Annotated in this window: 22 protein-coding genes and 1 other annotated feature; all 22 genes read left to right on the forward strand. The window is 41.8% G+C overall.

Features of this window, described 5'->3' with window-relative positions; translation table 11 throughout:
* Positions 1-564: prepilin peptidase (locus V7654_RS20980; RefSeq protein WP_335432797.1), on the forward strand; the 564-nt coding region annotated here is incomplete at its 5' end.
* 75 nt (positions 565-639) lie between these two features.
* Entirely contained in the window at positions 640-1632 is a 993-nt protein-coding gene (gene pilM / locus V7654_RS20985; protein ID WP_335432798.1) for a type IV pilus biogenesis protein PilM, read from the forward strand.
* Positions 1633-1634: 2 nt separating this feature from the next.
* Complete coding sequence (locus V7654_RS20990) at positions 1635-2270, forward strand: hypothetical protein (protein ID WP_335432799.1); 636 nt, start codon at positions 1635-1637, stop codon at positions 2268-2270.
* Positions 2267-3121, forward strand: a complete 855-nt coding sequence (locus tag V7654_RS20995; RefSeq protein WP_335432800.1) for a hypothetical protein — start codon at positions 2267-2269, stop codon at positions 3119-3121. The genes V7654_RS20990 and V7654_RS20995 overlap by 4 nt, the downstream gene beginning before the upstream one ends.
* Before the next feature lie 118 nt (positions 3122-3239).
* Positions 3240-4271, forward strand: coding sequence for an SPOR domain-containing protein (locus tag V7654_RS21000; RefSeq protein WP_335432801.1), 1032 nt, complete (start codon positions 3240-3242; stop codon positions 4269-4271).
* Positions 4272-4609: 338 nt separating this feature from the next.
* Positions 4610-5182: a Maf family protein gene (locus V7654_RS21005; RefSeq protein ID WP_335432802.1), complete on the forward strand. Its 573-nt coding sequence runs from the start codon at positions 4610-4612 to the stop codon at positions 5180-5182.
* 67 nt (positions 5183-5249) lie between these two features.
* Complete coding sequence (gene radC / locus V7654_RS21010; RefSeq protein ID WP_335432803.1) at positions 5250-5939, forward strand: RadC family protein; 690 nt, start codon at positions 5250-5252, stop codon at positions 5937-5939.
* Between the two features lie 162 nt (positions 5940-6101).
* Positions 6102-7124 (forward strand): rod shape-determining protein, encoded by a 1023-nt coding sequence (locus tag V7654_RS21015; RefSeq protein ID WP_335432804.1) that lies wholly within the window; start codon positions 6102-6104, stop codon positions 7122-7124.
* 81 nt (positions 7125-7205) lie between these two features.
* Complete coding sequence (gene mreC, locus V7654_RS21020; RefSeq protein ID WP_335432805.1) at positions 7206-8096, forward strand: rod shape-determining protein MreC; 891 nt, start codon at positions 7206-7208, stop codon at positions 8094-8096.
* Entirely contained in the window at positions 8093-8611 is a 519-nt protein-coding gene (gene mreD, locus V7654_RS21025; RefSeq protein WP_335432806.1) for a rod shape-determining protein MreD, read from the forward strand. The genes mreC and mreD overlap by 4 nt, the downstream gene beginning before the upstream one ends.
* A gap of 84 nt (positions 8612-8695) precedes the next feature.
* The gene (gene minC / locus V7654_RS21030) at positions 8696-9376 is read left to right on the forward strand and encodes a septum site-determining protein MinC (RefSeq protein WP_335432807.1); all 681 of its coding nucleotides are present in this window, start codon (positions 8696-8698) and stop codon (positions 9374-9376) included.
* A gap of 1 nt (position 9377) precedes the next feature.
* Positions 9378-10181, forward strand: coding sequence for a septum site-determining protein MinD (minD, locus tag V7654_RS21035; RefSeq protein WP_335432808.1), 804 nt, complete (start codon positions 9378-9380; stop codon positions 10179-10181).
* A 176-nt stretch (positions 10182-10357) separates the two neighbouring features.
* Positions 10358-11134: a M23 family metallopeptidase gene (locus V7654_RS21040; RefSeq protein WP_335432809.1), complete on the forward strand. Its 777-nt coding sequence runs from the start codon at positions 10358-10360 to the stop codon at positions 11132-11134.
* Positions 11127-11993, forward strand: coding sequence for a M50 family metallopeptidase (locus V7654_RS21045; RefSeq protein WP_335432810.1), 867 nt, complete (start codon positions 11127-11129; stop codon positions 11991-11993). The genes V7654_RS21040 and V7654_RS21045 overlap by 8 nt, the downstream gene beginning before the upstream one ends.
* 65 nt (positions 11994-12058) lie before the next feature.
* Positions 12059-13513: a ribonuclease E/G gene (locus V7654_RS21050; protein ID WP_335432811.1), complete on the forward strand. Its 1455-nt coding sequence runs from the start codon at positions 12059-12061 to the stop codon at positions 13511-13513.
* Between the two features lie 192 nt (positions 13514-13705).
* Positions 13706-13783 (forward strand) — a sequence feature (ribosomal protein L21 leader region).
* A gap of 15 nt (positions 13784-13798) precedes the next feature.
* A complete protein-coding gene (rplU, locus tag V7654_RS21055) occupies positions 13799-14107 on the forward strand; it encodes a 50S ribosomal protein L21 (RefSeq protein WP_335432812.1) in 309 nt (102 codons plus the stop codon).
* 11 nt (positions 14108-14118) lie between these two features.
* Positions 14119-14451, forward strand: a complete 333-nt coding sequence (locus V7654_RS21060) for a ribosomal-processing cysteine protease Prp (protein WP_335432813.1) — start codon at positions 14119-14121, stop codon at positions 14449-14451.
* Between the two features lie 13 nt (positions 14452-14464).
* Positions 14465-14755 (forward strand): 50S ribosomal protein L27, encoded by a 291-nt coding sequence (gene rpmA, locus V7654_RS21065; RefSeq protein ID WP_079509900.1) that lies wholly within the window; start codon positions 14465-14467, stop codon positions 14753-14755.
* A gap of 209 nt (positions 14756-14964) precedes the next feature.
* Complete coding sequence (locus V7654_RS21070; protein ID WP_335432814.1) at positions 14965-15504, forward strand: sporulation initiation phosphotransferase B; 540 nt, start codon at positions 14965-14967, stop codon at positions 15502-15504.
* Positions 15505-15596: 92 nt separating this feature from the next.
* Positions 15597-16892, forward strand: a complete 1296-nt coding sequence (obgE, locus tag V7654_RS21075; RefSeq protein WP_335432815.1) for a GTPase ObgE — start codon at positions 15597-15599, stop codon at positions 16890-16892.
* Positions 16893-16961: 69 nt separating this feature from the next.
* The gene (locus tag V7654_RS21080; protein WP_335432816.1) at positions 16962-17417 is read left to right on the forward strand and encodes an ACT domain-containing protein; all 456 of its coding nucleotides are present in this window, start codon (positions 16962-16964) and stop codon (positions 17415-17417) included.
* Between the two features lie 30 nt (positions 17418-17447).
* Positions 17448-18290, forward strand: coding sequence for a prephenate dehydratase (pheA, locus tag V7654_RS21085; protein ID WP_335432817.1), 843 nt, complete (start codon positions 17448-17450; stop codon positions 18288-18290).
* Positions 18291-18434: the final 144 nt, after the last annotated feature.

The raw sequence follows: 18434 nt of genomic DNA on the forward strand, positions 1-18434 counted from the left end.
TGCAAGGTCGGCATTTCGCCCGTTTATCCTTTATTTGAGCTTTTGACTGGTGTGCTGTTTGCTGGTGCTTACCTTTTGCTTGGGTGGAGTGCTGATTTGCTCATCGCGCTAACGCTGGTCTCTTTATTCATCATTATTACTGTCTCTGATCTTGCTTATATGCTCATTCCTGATAAGATTCTTCTTATTTTTGCGGGGATTTTTGCGATGGAGCGTTTTTTCATTCCACTTTCGCCATGGTGGGATTCTTTCGCTGGGGCGGCGGCAGGATTTTTTCTCCTCTTATTGATTGCCCTCGTGAGCAAGGGAGGCATGGGCGGTGGTGACGTAAAGCTTTTCGCGCTGATTGGCTTTGTTGTCGGAATTAAAACCATGTTGCTATCCTTCTTTTTTGCTACCTTTTATGGCGCTTTTTTTGGCCTCATTGCCATGCTGCTTGGCTTCGTAAAAAAGAAGCAGGCCATACCGTTTGGTCCATTCATTGCCATTGGTACTTTGACTGCCTATTTTTTTGGCAGGGAAATCATAGAATGGTATCTTAATTTTTTTATGTTTGGTTTTTAATAAAAGCTATTTTCGGAACTATGTTGCTATCAATCTTCCATGCGAAAACAGTCATATTCAAAGGAGTTTCTCAAAATGGCATTTTCTTTCTTTTCCGGCAGAAGCAAAGTCGTCAATCTTGTGCTTAATGACTATTCGATTCGCTATGTTGAGCTAAAACAAAAGAACCCGGTTATTCCACATCATTATGGCCAGCGTTTATTGCCTCCTGGTATCGTCACTGACGGCAAAATTCAAGACTTCGACACATTGGTGAATATTCTGGATGAATGTATTGCTGAATGGAAAATTGCCAAAAGGGAAATCCGGTTTACCGTACCTGATTCGCTTGTCATCATCAGAAAGGTTTCAATCCCTGCTGATGTTAAAGAAGATGAAATCCATGGTTATTTGTATTTAGAACTTGGCTCAACCATCCACTTGCCGTTTGAGGATCCTGTATTTGATACGATTTCTCTCGGTGTTGAAAATCAAAAACAGGAAATCCTGGTATTTGCGGCTCCAGAGAAATATGTTACAGAGTACGCGGACCTGTTTAAAATTGTGAGGCTAAAGCCAGTAGCTGCAGATATTTCACCGCTAGCGATTTATCGTCTTTATCACCAAAGTGACATGGCCGTTAAGAATGAGGTCCTGTTGTCTGTCCAGTTTGATCTTGATGTGGTAAGTATGTGCGTCTTTGAGGAACAAATTCCTGTTTTCATGCGCCATATTCCTGGTGATCTTAAGGAGAGCTGGAAGCTTAAGAGGAGCACGGACAATCACACGAGCCAGGAGCTAGTGTATGAAGGTGAAATTGCTGAATTGACGTTCCAACTTGAGGGAATTTATAGAGACATTGCCAAGCTTATGGACTTTTATCGATATTCTCTGACCCACGGGAAAAATGAGGTTTCGCGCATTTTAGTAAATGGAGACCATCCTCTGCTCGATAGAGTATTAAGTGATATGAAGGAACGGTTTGGAATTCCTGTTGATACTCTAAAAATCAAGATACAGAATACAGATGCTGTAGAATTGCCAAGGGCCTTTAATCTGGCACTCGGGCTAGGATTAAAAGAGGTGTAATGATGCTGGTAGAGATTAACCTTTTACCTAAGAGAGAGCATAAGAAGTCTTCACAGCTTATTATTGCCATTCTAATTATATTATTTTTCTCAATAAGTTCATCGATCATTTACATCCAGGGAAACAAATATAACAGCAAAATGGATTCTATTGACAAACAAATAGAGTCCCTTCAAAAGTTGAACGATGCGCAGCAGGCAAAAATGACAGATGTCGAAGCAAGCAATTCAGCAGTAAAGCTTCAGAAAGCTCTAAAATGGGCTGAACAATATCCTATCGAAACAGTGCCATTAATGCAAAATATCATTACTCTGCTGCCTGAGCGCGGATTTATCCAAAACTTTGAATATAGCAATTCGGATTCAGTCCTGATCACGATCCAATTTGATGCTACTAGAGACACCGCTTTTTATTTAAGCTCGTTGAAACAATCTGAATGGGTCCAGGAAGCAGCCTTATTGAACATTAAGGCTGAAACAATGGAAGAGGAGAAAGTAGAAGGCGAATCTGGCACTATAAATAATAGTGAAAAAGAAAAAATTCTGCCTCGATATAGCGCTGAATACAAGATCACCTTCAAACCGCAATATTTTAAACAAAACAGTGAAGATGCTACCGAAGGAGGAAATGAATCATGAGCCTCCGACTGGAAAAAAAGCATATTATCATCCTTTTAATTTCATCCTTCCTGGCAGTGTTACTATATTTCGGAGCCTTTTTTCTCTATTTGAATCCTCTTAAAACCAGCCTATCATTGAAGGAAAGCCAGTTGAAATCTGAGCGGCAGCTTGGTAAAGCACTGGAAACCCGACTTGCTTCTGGGAAGGACAGTGATTTCAGCAGCACCGCAGAAATGCAAAAATTGCTTCCTGTAGATCCCATGATTGAGCAGTTTGTTCTGGACCTTGAAAAGGCTGAGATTGTTTCAAACAGTTATATGACATCAATCGAGTTCACAGACGGTGAGAAAAGCAACTTAGCTGCTCAAATTGACGCAAATCAAGAAGAAGACTCATCAGAGGCTGTTCAATTGGCGAAACCAGAAGATCCCGGGACCACTACAAATGTAGATCAGAAAGTATCATTAAATATGCCTGAGGGATTAGCAAAAACATCAGCGAATATCGTTGTTAATGCTGATAATTATTTTGATTTAGAAAAATTCATCGAAACTCTCGAAAATTCAAAAAGGATTGTAATGGTAGAATCAATAGCATTTAGTGGACCAGAGGAAATGGTGTCCCTATCAGATGTGCAAGAACAGCTTGAAATGACCCTTACGGTAAATATATTTTATCTTCCAGGGCTGGTTGATCTGAAGGAATATAACCCTAAAGTGGAAACACCGGAACCAGCCAATAAACGGAATCCGTTCCCTACTTTTGGTGATTATTCGGATGAAAATCTGACGGAAGATCAAAATACTCAAGTTGAAGATGACGTGGAGTCTGACGAATCTATAACAGAAGAAGATAGCAACGAACAATAAACCTCATAAAAAAATTGACGAAAGCATTCTATAACAAGACGACAAAAGTCTTGTTATTTTTTTTTGCTCGTATGATAGGATGAAGCAAAATAGGAACGGGCAGGAGGAGGTACGAGCATTGGACAAGCAAGGAAGGACGATAACGATCAAGATAAATGGCAAAGACCGACCGATGAAAGAAGAGAAAAATATAAAAAAAGAAGAGGACGAGAACCATTATGTCCAAAGTGATAGAGATGATGCACTGAATGAAACGGCAGCTTCCCAGGAATCAGCTGACGACAGTTTCGATTGGGTTTTGCCGGATCCAATAGAAGAAGAGGTTGTAAAGGAATACAAGATTGCGCCAAAACAGCCTAAGAAGCAAAAGAAAAGTATCGGAATTTCCGTTTGGAATCAAAAAAGCATACGCAAGAATCGTCTTTATTCAACCATCTTTATTACGACCTTTTTCGCTGTATTGCTTGGGACGGCTTTTGGTGTTACCATTTTGAAATTTGTGACAGCTGATACTGATCCAGTTGTACCTGCAATATCGAAGGTGAATCCTTCTCCGGAAAAAGCAGAAGAGGGTAAAGGAGCAGGAAGTGTTGCTGCAAAACTAAACAGCATACCTGCGTTTGTTGTGCAAAATGGAATTTTCACTACTGAGGATGCAGCAAAGGAACGCGTGAACCTATTGGCAGGACAGGGAGTAACGGCTGAAATCTTTCCTGCCAATGGACAGTTCGCCATTTACTTAGGAACGGCAGGTACGATCGAAGAAGCAAAACAAATTAGTAACACCCTTAAGGCTAAGGGGGTAGAAGTTTTTGCCAAGCCGGTTGAAATTCCTGGAGGCACAGCTGCCAATATAACAGCTGAGGAAGCGAAGATCCTAGAGAAAGCCCCTGAGATTTATTCCATTCTTTCGAGTGGAAAAGAAGCAACACCTGAAACTCTGAAAAAAATAGTGGAATATCAAATTATGTTAAGTGAGATTCCCGACAGGACTGTTAAAGATAAAAATATATTAAAGGCAAAAGCAAGCATTGAGAGAGCAAGCCAAGCCTTTTCAGACTATCAAAAATCAAAAGACGGAAAGCAGCTGGCAAGCATGCAAGCAGATTTACTGGCATTCCTCTCCGCTTATCAATCCATAGTTAAATAATTTCAAATGCAATACAATCCAGTATTCTTATAGCAGAATATTTTCCGGGAAATCGTGCAAATTAACAGAGCTTTCAGCTTTTGGCTGATGGCTCTAATTTTTTTGCTATTTTATTTGTTTTCACACCTATTTTAACACGCGTTTTTCAAGGATCCGGGCGTCGTTTAAGTAGCTTTAAGTAGCCTTCAGCAAATAATATCGATTTTGAGAAAAATATTTGTTCAAAAAAGCCACAAACTTTACGAAAAGAGTCTATACTTAAGATTGTTTGCAGTGTGGAAGTTTGTTACGATTAGTTTGTATCTCCCTTAGATGCAAAAGAAAAGAAAGGTGATTATATGCAACGCCTCATTTTAGCCTCTTCTTCTCCACGGCGAAAAGAACTTCTTGAAAACCTCCGCTTGAAATTTGAAATCTCGAGCAGCGATGCTGATGAAAGTTTTAGTGAGGAATTGAGCCCTTCTGAAGCAGTGATGGAACTGGCTTCGAGAAAGTCAGGAACAGTTGCTGCGAATTTTCCGGATTGTTTTATTATTGGATCGGATACAGTCGTTGTGCATGAAGGAATCATCCTTGGGAAGCCTGCAAGTGGACAGGAAGCCTTTGAAATGCTCAGGAAGCTGTCTGGAAATACCCATTCCGTTTACACGGGGGTATCAATTTTAGCTCCAGAGAAGGAAATACGTTTTTATGAAAAAACAGATGTGACGTTCTGGGATTTGTCAGATGAAGAAATCGACACCTATATTAAGAGCGGTGAACCATTTGATAAAGCAGGCGGCTATGGAATTCAGGGATTTGGAAGCATGCTTGTCAAAGAAATCAATGGTGACTATTACACTGTTATGGGGCTGCCTGTATCAAGATTGATTAGGGAGCTTCGAAAGATCGGTTACAACCTTCCTTATTAAAAAGAATGCCACAGAAACTTCTTCTACACTTCCCTCGTCATAATTTATTGACTGGGAGGAAGACCAATTGTCATCAAATTCATTAATGATCAGAGATTATCCGCAAAACGAACGGCCGAGGGAACGGTTTGTCCAAAACGGTCCCCAGAGCCTGTCTAATCATGAATTACTTGCCCTGCTGCTCGGAACAGGGTCAAGAGAAGAATCAGTCCTTCAGCTGGCAAACCGCATGCTTTCCCAGTTTGAGGGCCTTCGTCTGTTAAAAGATGCAACCCTTGAAGAATTGACGCAGATAAAAGGTATTGGACAAGCGAAAGCGATCAATGTGCTTGCTGCTGTTGAAATTGGCAGGCGCATCGCCAACCATACCCTTGATGAACGCTATGTAATCCGCTCGCCTGAAGACGGCGCAAAATACTTGATGAACGATATGCGCTTCCTGACCCAAGAGCATTTTGTATGTCTTTATTTAAATACTAAAAATCAGGTCATTCACAGACAGACGATTTTCATTGGGAGCCTGAATGCTTCAATCGTGCATCCACGCGAGGTATTCAAGGAAGCAGTGCGCAGGTCTGCTGCCTCCGTCATCTGTGTCCATAATCACCCTTCTGGAGACCCAACTCCAAGCAGAGAGGATATAGAGGTAACGAAGCGGTTGACCGAATCGGGGAAAATTGTCGGAATTGAATTGCTAGACCATTTAATCATTGGGGAAAATAAATATGTTAGTTTAAAGGAAAAAGGGTATGTATGATACTAGGATTTTGATTGACGTTGAGATATAATATAATTTATGATTTTTGCGGACACAATTAAATTTTTTGTCAAAAAATCTGCTAAAAAAACAATCATCTTACTTTGTAAATAGATTGCCTGTTCTTTTATTGCATTTATGTTCAGAAAGGGAGATACAACCATGTTTGGAATTGGAACTAGAGACCTAGGGATCGACTTAGGTACCGCTAATACACTCGTTTACGTAAAAGGAAAAGGAATTGTCTTGAGAGAGCCATCCGTTGTGGCGCTCCAAACAGATACTAAGAATATCGTCGCAGTAGGCAACGACGCTAAAAATATGATCGGCCGTACCCCAGGAAATGTTGTAGCCTTAAGACCTATGAAGGACGGGGTTATTGCTGACTATGAAACAACGGCAACGATGATGAAGTATTATATTAAAATGGCTACTAAGAATAAAGGCTTTTTTGCAGGTAAGCCATATGTCATGGTTTGCGTGCCATCGGGAATCACGGCTGTTGAAGAACGTGCGGTCATTGATGCGACACGTCAGGCTGGGGCAAGGGATGCTTTTACGATTGAGGAACCGTTTGCAGCAGCAATCGGAGCAAACCTTCCAGTTTGGGAACCTACTGGAAGCATGGTTGTTGATATCGGGGGCGGAACAACTGAAGTAGCGATCATTTCACTTGGCGGTATTGTCACATCCCAATCGGTCCGTATCGCAGGCGATGAGATGGATGACGCAATCATCAATTACATCCGCAAAACGTACAACCTGATGATCGGTGAAAGAACAGCAGAAACAATCAAAATGGAAGTTGGTTCAGCTGGTGACGCTGAAGGTATCGAAAACATGGAAATCCGCGGACGTGACCTTTTGACAGGACTCCCTAAAACAATTGAAATCACAGCTCTGGAAATTGCGAAAGCACTTCATGACACAGTATACGCGATTGTGGATGCAGTGAAGCTTACACTTGAAAAGACTCCGCCGGAGCTAGCATCAGATATCATGGACCGTGGAATCGTCCTGACTGGAGGAGGCGCTTTGCTGCGCAATCTGGATAAGGTAATCAGTGAAGAAACAAAAATGCCGGTACTTATTGCTGAAGATCCTCTCGATTGTGTCGCAATTGGGACAGGCAAAGCATTGGATCATATCGATCTATTCAAGAATAAAGCAAAAGAATCAAGATAAAAAAGAGAGGGGAAGCGGGAATCCATCCTACTTCCCTGCTCTCTTGTCATCATAATTTTTAAGATTGTAGAGGTGTAGATCATGCCACAGTTCTTTTTTAACAAACGCCTGATAATGCTGCTTGTGAGCATTATAGTCCTCGTGGCATTGATTGGCTTTTCTTTAAGGGAAAGGGAAGAATTGACTTGGCCCGAGCAGTTCGTAAAAGATTCGACAAGCTGGGTTCAATCCATTGTTTCCAGACCTGCGCACTATGTTGCCGGTTTATTTGAAAACCTTCAAGACTTGCAAAATACATATCAGGAAAACAAAGAATTAAAGAAACGACTTGATGATATGGCCCGACTTGAAGCTAAAGTATATTCCCTTGAAAAAGACAACGAGGAGCTTCAGGAAATTTTAGATAAAGAAGAGTCACTTTCAGACTATGAACCAATCCAGGCTGTGATGATTGCCAGAAGTCCAGATCGATGGAACGAGATGATTATCATTAATAAAGGCAAATCCAATGGTGTCAAAAAAAATATGGCTGTCATTACTGCCAGAGGATTGATTGGTAAAGTAAAAAGCACGACTCCATTCTCATCAACTGTACAGCTGGTCAGCGCACTGGATCCTACAAACAGGATTTCTGCTCTCCTGCAGGGAGAAAAAGAGCTGCATGGTACAATTGACGGCTATGATAAGGAAAAGGAGCTTCTTTTATTGAAAGGACTTCCTTATGACGCTAAGGTAAAAAAGGGACAGAACGTCATTACATCAGGTTTGGGCGGAGTGTTCCCTAAAGATCTGCCAATTGGTAAGGTTGTGAAGGTTGTACCTGATGAATTTGGCCTCAACCAAACAGCCTATATTAAACCAGAGGCTGATTTATATGATCTTGAGCATGTGATGGTCGTTAAAAAGACAATGGCTGCTGTAGATTTCAGCGATTTTACTGAAGATGGCGAAGACGAGGAGGAAGGCAATTGATCCGTTTCTTGCTGCCCGCCATGTTCGCCCTGCTATTTATATTGGAAAGTGTTTTTGTCGAGCTTCTCCCAGCTGAATTATTTAATAGTGACCGCGTTCTTGCGCCTCACTTCCTAATGGCCGGCATCCTGTTTTTGACGGCCTATTTAAGCCCTAAGCATGGAATCTTATACGGTTTAATTTTTGGTCTCCTTTTTGATATTGTATATACAGAAATCATTGGGATCTATCTGTTCCTTTTCCCTTTGATTGCTTATCTTTTTGCCAATATGCTCAGAATCCTGCAGATAAATATTTTGATTGTTTCTGCTCTGACGATCATAGGCATTGCCCTTCTTGAGGTGGGGGTATACGAGTTAATGCATTTGATTAATATAACGAATCTGGACTTTTCGACCTATGTCAGAATTAGGTTTGTTCCAACATTGATTTTGAACCTTGCATTTATCGTATTGGCCGCATATCCGTTCAAAAGGCAGTTCGAAAATGCTGCAGACAGACTGCGCAATGATTGAGAAAAATCTCTATCCTGCCTATTCAAATAAAGGAATTTGACGGATGCTTGTCGAATTTCTTTTACCATTGAGGTGAACATCCGTATGAAAAAAACACAAAATGTGACAATTAAAGGGACGAAAGATGGACTTACGCTCCATTTGGATGATAATTGCTCCTACGATGAATTAAAAAAAGAACTCGACAGGAAGCTTTCCAATTCCTCCCGTGTCCAAGAGGAACAGCAATTGCTGTCCGTAAAGGTGAAGGCAGGAAATAGATATCTTACTCAGGAGCAGCAGGAAGAGTTGAAGGATCTAATTCGCCAAAAGCGGAATTTAATCGTAGAGGATCTTGAAACGAACGTGATTACAAAGGCAGAAGCTGAGCGGGAAAGACAGGAAACAGGAATTGTCCCTGTGGCAAAGGTTATTCGCTCAGGCCAAATCCTTGAAATAGTCGGAGATTTGCTGCTGATTGGAGATGTCAATCCTGGAGGCACAGTTAAGGCAACGGGAAATATCTTTATTATGGGAACACTTAAAGGGATTGCGCATGCTGGTTTTGAAGGGAATGATGAAGCAGTGATTGCGGCATCAGTCATGAAACCGTCTCAATTAAGAATCAGCGATTGCATCAACCGTGCCCCCGACCAAGTGCCTGATGAAGAGAACAGGGTTATGGAATGTGCTTACATATCTGATAATCAACAGATTGTCGTTGATAGATTGCAAGTTTTAATGCGAAAAAGACCTAATTTAACTAGATTTGAAGGAGGCCTCTAAAATGGGAGAAGCGATTGTAGTTACATCCGGTAAAGGCGGAGTTGGCAAAACAACGACCTCTGCTAATATAGGTACAGCTTTGGCCCTTCAAGGCAAAAGAGTCTGTCTAGTCGATACAGATATCGGCTTGCGTAATTTAGACGTTGTCATGGGGCTAGAGAACCGGATCATTTATGATCTAGTAGACGTGATTGAAGGCAGGTGCAAGATTCACCAGGCACTTGTTAAGGATAAGCGCTTTGATGACCATCTTTATTTGCTTCCAGCTGCACAGACAAGCGATAAAACGGCAGTCCAGCCAGAACAAATGAAAAAATTAGTGAATGAATTGAAGCAAGACTATGATTATATCATTATTGATTGCCCGGCAGGAATCGAGCAAGGCTATAAAAATGCCGTTGCCGGTGCAGATAAGGCGATTGTTGTCACAACTCCTGAAGTATCCGCTGTCAGGGATGCAGACAGGATTATCGGCTTGCTTGAGAAGGAAGAAAATGTTGAAGCGCCAAAGCTTGTCATCAACCGTATCCGCACCCATATGATGAAAAATGGCGATATGCTTGATGTAGATGAAATTACAACACATCTTTCAATTGACTTGATTGGAATCGTCGCAGATGACGATGAGGTTATCAAAGCATCGAATCACGGTGAACCGATTGCCTTGAATCCAAACAGCAAAGCTTCTATAGCTTATAGGAACATTGCCCGAAGAATCCTTGGCGAATCCGTTCCATTGCAGCAGCTTGATGCTGAAAATAAAGGTGTATTCTCGAAGCTAAAGAAGTTTTTCGGAGTCCGCTAATATAAAGTGCCTGCCCTGAATTGCATTCAATGCATATCGGACAGGCGCTTATTTTTTTATGTCATCTTCCAGCCTGACAACTCTTCTCATAGATAATCCCTCTAATTGTCATACTCTTGTTGGACAGGTCATAAACTTGTACTAACTTAGAGTACAAGGGGATTGGTGGGGATAGGATGAGTTCAAGAACTGAAGACGTTCGCAAAAGAATGTTAAAGAGGAAGAAAGAGCGGGAAAGAATGGAGAAAATGAACCATGGCCGATTGTTCTATTCAGAGGAGGAACGGCATGGATTTGACCGGATTCCATCTTACGATATTGGGCCAGGTGAGGGGAACCATCCATTATTCAAAAAAGAAGTGTTTTTATTTAAAGTGCTTGCTTCAGCTTGCCTGGTATTAATTGTCGCCATCCTTTTCCGAAGCCCAGCTGAAAAAGCAGAAAAGTTTCAAAGCTATGTAAAACAAACAATGGAACAGGAATTCCAGTTCGCTGCTGTTTCTGATTGGTATGAAGAGCAATTTGGCAAACCATTGGCACTTCTGCCGGCTAAAAATACCGGTGAAGAAGACAAAAAGGATATTGATGAAGATAATGAGTACGCTTTGCCTGCTTCAGGAAAGATTCTGGAGGATTTCGGGGATAATGGTCAAAGGATCATGATTGAAACTGGGAAGGGTGCCGGAGTTGAGGCGATGAACGAAGGACTTGTCCATTTTGTCGGAATGAAGGATGGATTTGGAAAAACAGTCATTGTTCAGCACGCAGACAAGAGTGAAACATGGTATGGGAACTTGGACGGAATTGAAGTGAATTTGTATGAATATATCTCAAAAGGCACAAAGGTTGGGACAGCGATGGACAGCTCAGACGGTACAAAGGGATCATTTTATTTCGCGATAAAAAAAGGGGATGATTTCATCGATCCCGTCCAGGTGATTAAGTTTGAATAAAACCGCCGAATTATTACGAAAAATACAGATACATCCTTTATTATGGATGGTCATTGCCCTTGCTGTCGCAACCGCGCATTTTATAGAGCTGATGATGGTGCTGCTGATTATTTTTGTTCATGAAATGGGACATGGTGCTGCAGCCTCTTTTTTTTCGTGGAGAATTAAGAAAATAGCCTTGCTGCCTTTCGGCGGTGTTGCAGAAATGGATGAGCATGGGAATAGGCCATTAAAGGAAGAGCTTATTGTCGTGCTGGCGGGACCACTTCAGCATTTGTGGATGATCGGGCTCGCGTATATTTTATATCTGAATGGCATCTTTCCAGAAAAGTGGCATTCCCTGTTCATTGAATACAATTGGATGGTCTTATTGTTCAATTTGTTGCCAATATGGCCCCTCGATGGAGGTAAACTTGTTTTTATTCTTTTTTCTATGAACTCTTCCTTCCAGAATGCGCATCTTAGGACTATATATTTATCAATCGGTTCATTGGCTATTTTTTCAATCGCCCTTATGATACTTGCGCCATTGACCCTGAATGTCTGGATAATCATCGGTTTTCTCGCTTTTTCACTTCATTATGAATGGAAGCAAAGGCGCTTTATTTTCATGAGGTTTCTTATGGAAAGGCATTATGGAAAACAAGCAGATTTCAGGAAGCTTAAGCCGATCAACGTAGATGAAAATGAAGTGGTTGGGCAAGTCCTCGAAAAGTTCCAGCGAGGCTGCAAGCATCCAATCATTGTAAAGAAAGTAAATGGCAAAGAGATGGTAATGGATGAGAATGAATTGCTTCATGCTTTTTTCAGTGAAAAACTGATGTCTGCTAAAATAGGAGATTTGCTTTACACATACTGACATAGGATAATAAATGCAGCGGGGAGCTTTTCCCGCTGCATTTTTTTATTTAATAGGGAGAATACATGGAACATCTAATTATAAATATCATATCCAGAGAAAAACGCTTCGCCTTAATCAAAAATGGCGTTGTTGAAAAAATATATGTAGAGCAGCCAAGCCAGCAATCTCTTGTCAGCAATATCTATCTTGGGATCGTTGAAAGAGTGATTCCCGGCATGAATGCCGCGTTTGTGAATTTTGGAGAAGAAATGAGCGGGTTCCTGTCACGAGATAAGCTCCCTGGGCATGTGCTCTCGGAGGATGAAAACAAGGCGAACCGGTCTATATCTTCTTACATTCATCAGGGTGAAAAGCTGCTTGTACAGGTTGAAAAGGATGCAGCAGGGACAAAAGGTGCGAGGTTGACTGGAATTATTGAAATCCCGGGTGAAAATCTGGTGTACATGCCGAATGGCAAATATATTGCCGTATCCAAAAAAGCTGAAACTCCAGAAATCCGCGAAAGATGGCGGGAGTTGGCTAAAGAGCTGAAAACAGAAGAAGAAGGGTTGATTTTCAGGACTGAAAGCCTGACTCAGAACGAGGAGGTCATAGCGAATGAACTTGAGCAGCAACGGTCTGAATATCAGAAATTGCTTACATTGTCAGGTGGAATGAAAAAGCCTGGAATTGTTCATAGCCGGGATTATTTTTATGAACAAGCCTCTGCAGCTATATCGCTAATGAAAGCAGGGTCCGTCATTGTGGACAGCCTGGAATTCAAGAAGAAGCTGGAACCTCTAATTAAGGATGAAATGACGGTCAGTTTTTACAATGGCAAAGAAAATATTTTCTCTTTTTATAAAATAGAGCAGGAAATCGAGCGGTTATTAAAAAGAATCGTCTGGCTGGAAAAAGGTGCTTACATGGTAATTGACCATGCTGAGGCTCTTACAGTGTTTGATGTGAACACAGGAAAGTTTTCCGGCAAGTCCAATTTACGCGATACTGTCATTAAAACCAATATGAATGCCGCAGTAGAGGCGGCACGACAGATGAGGCTCCGGGATCTTGCCGGCATCATCCTGATTGATTTTATTGATATGCAGGATAGCAAGGACAGGGACATGGTCCTGAATGTGATCCGTAAAGAACTGATGCATGATGACCGCAGAACGAGGATTGTCGGCTTTACGGAACTTGGAATCCTCCAGCTGACAAGGAAAAAGACAAAGCAGTCCCTAGCTGAAACCCTGACTGAAACATGCGGTACTTGCGGAGGTTCAGGCCAGGTGCTAAGCTCTGAGACGATGGCCTATCGCCTTGAAAGGGAGCTTTGGGAATACCGCAGCTCTGATCACGAATCGGTATCCATTTCTGCCACAAAAGAGGTCATTGACCATTTTTCAGGGGAAGCGGGTAGCCACAAAGCAAGGCTGGAAAAGGCGCTGGGGATGAAGATTAAATTAACGGCATCGGAGTCCGACCGGCCATTTTATGAAATAGTTAAGTTTGGAGTTCATGGAGAAAAAATTTAAAATCCAGGCTGTTTTAAAGGTCAGTGTTGATTTTTAACACCTGTTGCCTGGAGCGGAAATCAACAGTCAATGCGAAAACAGCAAAAATAAAACATACAAAATGAATCATCCATGTTACAATATAAACATCTATTATTATGTTGACACTTTCGCTCGGCATGTGATAGTATTTTAATGTTATTGTTTGTAGCACCCGTGCTACAACCGCTCACAACAGGTCTAAAGCTTTGCTTTGGCAAACGCCTGCTGATGGCGAGTCTGAGTCTAATGAGGAGGTGCAATGGAATGTACGCAATTATCGAAACAGGCGGCAAGCAAGTAAAGGTAGAAGCAGGACAAGCAATCTACATTGAAAAGCTTAACGCTGAAGAAGGCGCAACAGTTACTTTTGACAAAGTTCTTTTTGTTGGTGGTGAAACTGTTAAGGTTGGAAGCCCAGTAGTAGAAGGCGCAACTGTAACAGCTAAAGTTGAAAAGAATGGCCGTCAAAAGAAAATTACCGTTTTCAAGTACAAGGCGAAAAAGAACTATCATAAAAAGCAAGGTCATCGTCAGCCTTACACAAAAGTTGTGATTGAACAAATCAACGCTTAAGGCGGAATCATATGATTCGTGCAACGATTAACCGTACAAAATCCGGAAGCATCCAATCGTTTACGATCAGCGGCCACGCCGGATTTGCGGCTCACGGAAGTGATATTGTCTGTGCAGGAGTTTCTGCCGTATCATTCGGAGCTGTGAATTCAATTATCTCTTTGACAGGAATCACTCCTGACATTGAGCAAGGAGCAGATGGGTTTCTCCGCTGTGACATCCCGGACAATTTGCCTGAGGATACACAGGAGAAAATGCAATTGCTGCTTGAAGGAATGGTCGTTTCATTGCAAACGTTAGAGAGAGATTACGGAAAGCACATAAAAATAACCTTCAAAAAGTAGGAGGTGGAACAAAATGTTAAGATTAGATCTTCAATTCTTCGCTTCTAAGAAGGGTGTAGGTTCAACTAAGAACGGACGTGACTCAATCGCAAAGCGTCTTGGCGCTAAGCGTGCAGATGGTCAATTCGTAACTGGTGGTTCTATCCTTTACCGTCAGCGCGGAACTAAAATCTACCCAGGTGTAAACGTGGGTAAAGGTGGAGATGACACTCTATTCGCTAAGGTTGACGGCGTCGTTAAATTCGAACGTCTTGGCCGTGACCGCAAGCAAGTAAGTGTTTATCCTGCAGCTCAAGAAGCGTAAGCCAAAGAGAAGCCCTAACCACTGCGGTTAGGGTTTTCTTGTTTTTTCGCTCTGTTAACCGTGATAATTGATTTTAAATCCTGTTTATGAGCGGAAATCAACAGTAAAGTATACAGAGCAGCAAGGTTTTTATAATACATAATTACTTACGCAGTATGGCTTTTTTGTTATACTAACACCAAGCAGTCTTATGAGTAGGGAGTATGTTTATGAAAAAAGAGTGGGATACAATCGAGGTTTTGCGGCATGCGCGCCATGATTGGATGAATCAGCTTCAATTAATTAAAGGCAATCTATCTCTGAACAAAGTGGATCGGGCTAAAGATATCATTGAAGAAATTATCATGGAAGCCAGGCAGGATGCAAAGCTATCTAATTTAAATCTTCCTCAATTTGCCTCAAAGTTGTTAACCTGCAATTGGGAGAACCATTTTTTTCAGCTGGAATATGAAGTGATGGACTCCCAAAACTTCCACAGACTAGATGATCAGCAGCTGGCTAGCTGGACAGAGCTGCTGTTTGAAACGCTGAATTCTTCAATTGAACGTTATCAGGAAAATCATCTTTCCGTCACAATCGATCCACAGGATAAAGGTATTGGGTTCTTTTTTGATTTTAGCGGAATAATAAATGATAAAAATCGTATTGAAAACTTTTTAGCCCATCAGCACCCAAATGGAATGAATGTAATTTCCGATGGGGTAATTGATGGCGAATTGACGATTGAAGTTTTTATGGTTTCACTCTAGGGAATCATAAAAATGCTGCTCCTCTTAGATGAGTATAAAACCGTCAATAATCTTTTAAAATTAACAAAAATCAGACAGGTGGTAATGACATAATGTTTGTCGATCAGGTAAAAATTTACGTAAAAGGCGGCGACGGCGGCGATGGAATGGTTGCTTTCCGCCGTGAAAAATATGTGCCAAACGGCGGTCCAGCCGGCGGCGACGGCGGTAACGGTGCCAATGTAATCTTCCAGGTAGAAGAAGGACTTCGTACATTGATGGATTTCAGGTATCAGCGTCATTTCAAGGCTCCACGCGGTGAGCATGGGATGTCTAAAAATCAGCACGGTAAAAATGCAAAGGATATGATTGTCAAAGTTCCGCCTGGAACAATTGTATCTGATGCGAAAACTGGAGAAGTTATTGCGGATTTAGTCGAACATGGCCAGCAGGCTGTCATCGCTAAAGGGGGACGCGGAGGACGCGGGAACTCACGTTTTGCAACTCCATCTAACCCAGCACCTGAACTTTCTGAAAAGGGAGAGCCTGGACAGGAAAAAGACATTGTTATGGAATTGAAGCTTCTTGCTGATGTAGGACTTGTCGGTTTTCCTAGTGTTGGAAAATCAACGTTACTGTCAGTAGTTTCTGCTGCAAGGCCAAAGATTGCAGAATATCACTTTACAACAATCGTACCGAACTTAGGTATGGTAGAAACAGAAGACGGCAGAAGCTTCGTGCTTGCTGATTTGCCGGGCCTTATTGAAGGAGCGCATTCAGGTGTAGGTCTTGGACACCAATTTTTGCGCCATATTGAACGTACGCGTGTCATCGTACATGTAATCGATATGGCTGCAACTGAAGGCCGCGATCCTTATGAGGACTATTTAACAATCAATAATGAATTAAAAGAATATAACTTAAGGCTGACAGAAAGGCCGCAAGTAATAGTAGCGAATAAAATGGACATGCCAGATGCAGAAGAAAACTTGGAAGTCTTTAAAGAAAAGATTGGGGATGCACATCCAATCTTCCCTATTTCTGCTGTAACGCGAGAAGGCTTACGTGAACTTGTCTTTTCAGTTGCCGATTTAGTTGAAAAGACTCCGGAGTTCCCTCTTATCGAAGAAGTGGAAGAAGAAGATACAGAAGTTAACCGTGTTATGTATAAGCATGAAAAAGCAGAACAAGAATTCCAAATTGACCGTGAACCGGATGGTACCTTTGTCATTTCCGGTGATAGCATTGAGAGACTATTCAAAATGACTGATTTCTCACGTGAAGAGTCAATTAGACGTTTTGCCCGTCAAATGCGCGGAATGGGTATAGATGATGCTCTTCGTGAAAGAGGAGCAAAAGACGGAGATACAGTTAAGCTTCTTGAGTATGAATTTGAATTTGTTGAGTAGGCCTTGTACATCTATATAAAAATCATCTTTGCTGATCAGGCGCTTACGCACTTCTGATGGGGTGGAAACATGAAACAAAATCAATTGGATAAAAAGTTTTTCCTTGTTCGGGAAGATGTGCTGCCTGAAGCGATGAAGAAAACGCTTGATGCGAAGGAAATGATTGAACGGGGAAAAGCAGAGTCGGTCTGGGATGCAGTCCAGCGGGTAGATTTAAGCAGAAGTGCTTTTTACAAATACCGTGACACTGTTTTCCCGTTCCATACGGTTGTGAAAGAAAGGATCATCACACTTTTTTTTCAGCTCGAGGACCGTTCAGGAACTCTATCGGAACTGTTAGGTACTGTAGCGGCTACTGGCTGTAATGTGCTGACCATTCATCAGACCATCCCGTTACAGGGCAGAGCGAACGTTACTTTAAGCCTGAATGTAACTGAAATGAAAGTCGAATTGGATGAACTGCTTGGAAGATTGAAAAGGCTAGAATTTGTAGAGAAAGTAGAAGTGCTTGGTTCCGGTGCTTAATAGTACTGGCTGCAGGGGGAGAGGATTGGCTTGAAAATTGGATATCTTGGTCCGAAGGCGACATTTACAGATCTCGCGGCACGCCAACTGTTCAGTGATGCTGAAAGGACTCCCTATGTAAGCATCCCTGAATGTATGGATGCGGCGGCTGTGGGCGAGATTGATGCAGCGATTGTCCCGCTGGAAAATTCGATTGAGGGGTCCGTCAATATCACGATTGATTATTTAGTCCATGAATCGGAATTGGTTATTGCCGGTGAGGCAGTTGTTCCAATCAGGCAGCATTTGCTTGTACATAAAGCAAACATAGATCAATGGAATAAGGCTGAAATGATATACAGCCATCCTCATGCACTAGCACAGTGCCATAAATTCCTGCATAAAGAATTCAAGGGAACGCCACTGGAAAATATGGCTTCAACTGCTGCTGCTGCAAAATACGTAAAAGACCACCCAGAATTAAACATCGCTGCCATTGCGAATGGTTTGGCAGAGGATGAATATGGCCTTGCCAGGGTGAAAGAAAACATCCATGATTACAGCTATAATCATACTGTGTTTGCTATTCTTGCGAAGGAAGGGCACACCATCAGCCTTAAACCATCTGATGACTATAAAACCACCTTGATGATCACGCTGCCTTCTGACCAGGCCGGTGCTCTGCATCAAGTGTTATCTGCTTTTTCCTGGAGAAAGCTCAATCTGTCAAAAATTGAATCAAGGCCGATGAAAACAGGGCTAGGAAAATACTTTTTCATCATTGATATTAATTTGAAGATGGATGAGGTATTGATTCCTGGAGCCATTGCTGAACTCGAAGCCTTAGGCTGCAGTGTCAAGCTTCTCGGAAGCTACTCAAGTCATAGAATATAAAAAAGATCCATCATCGATGGATCTTTTTTTAGTGCTTCCGCATAGATAACCGACTTAAAGAGGTTCTGGGTAACTGAAACCTTTTTAATGTAAAAATCAGCCATTTGTGGTTTCAATAAGGGTAATTGGAACAATCTAAAGAGT

It is taken from the genome of Bacillus sp. JJ1609, from assembly GCF_036967045.1.
GTDB lineage: Bacteria > Bacillota > Bacilli > Bacillales > Cytobacillaceae > Mesobacillus.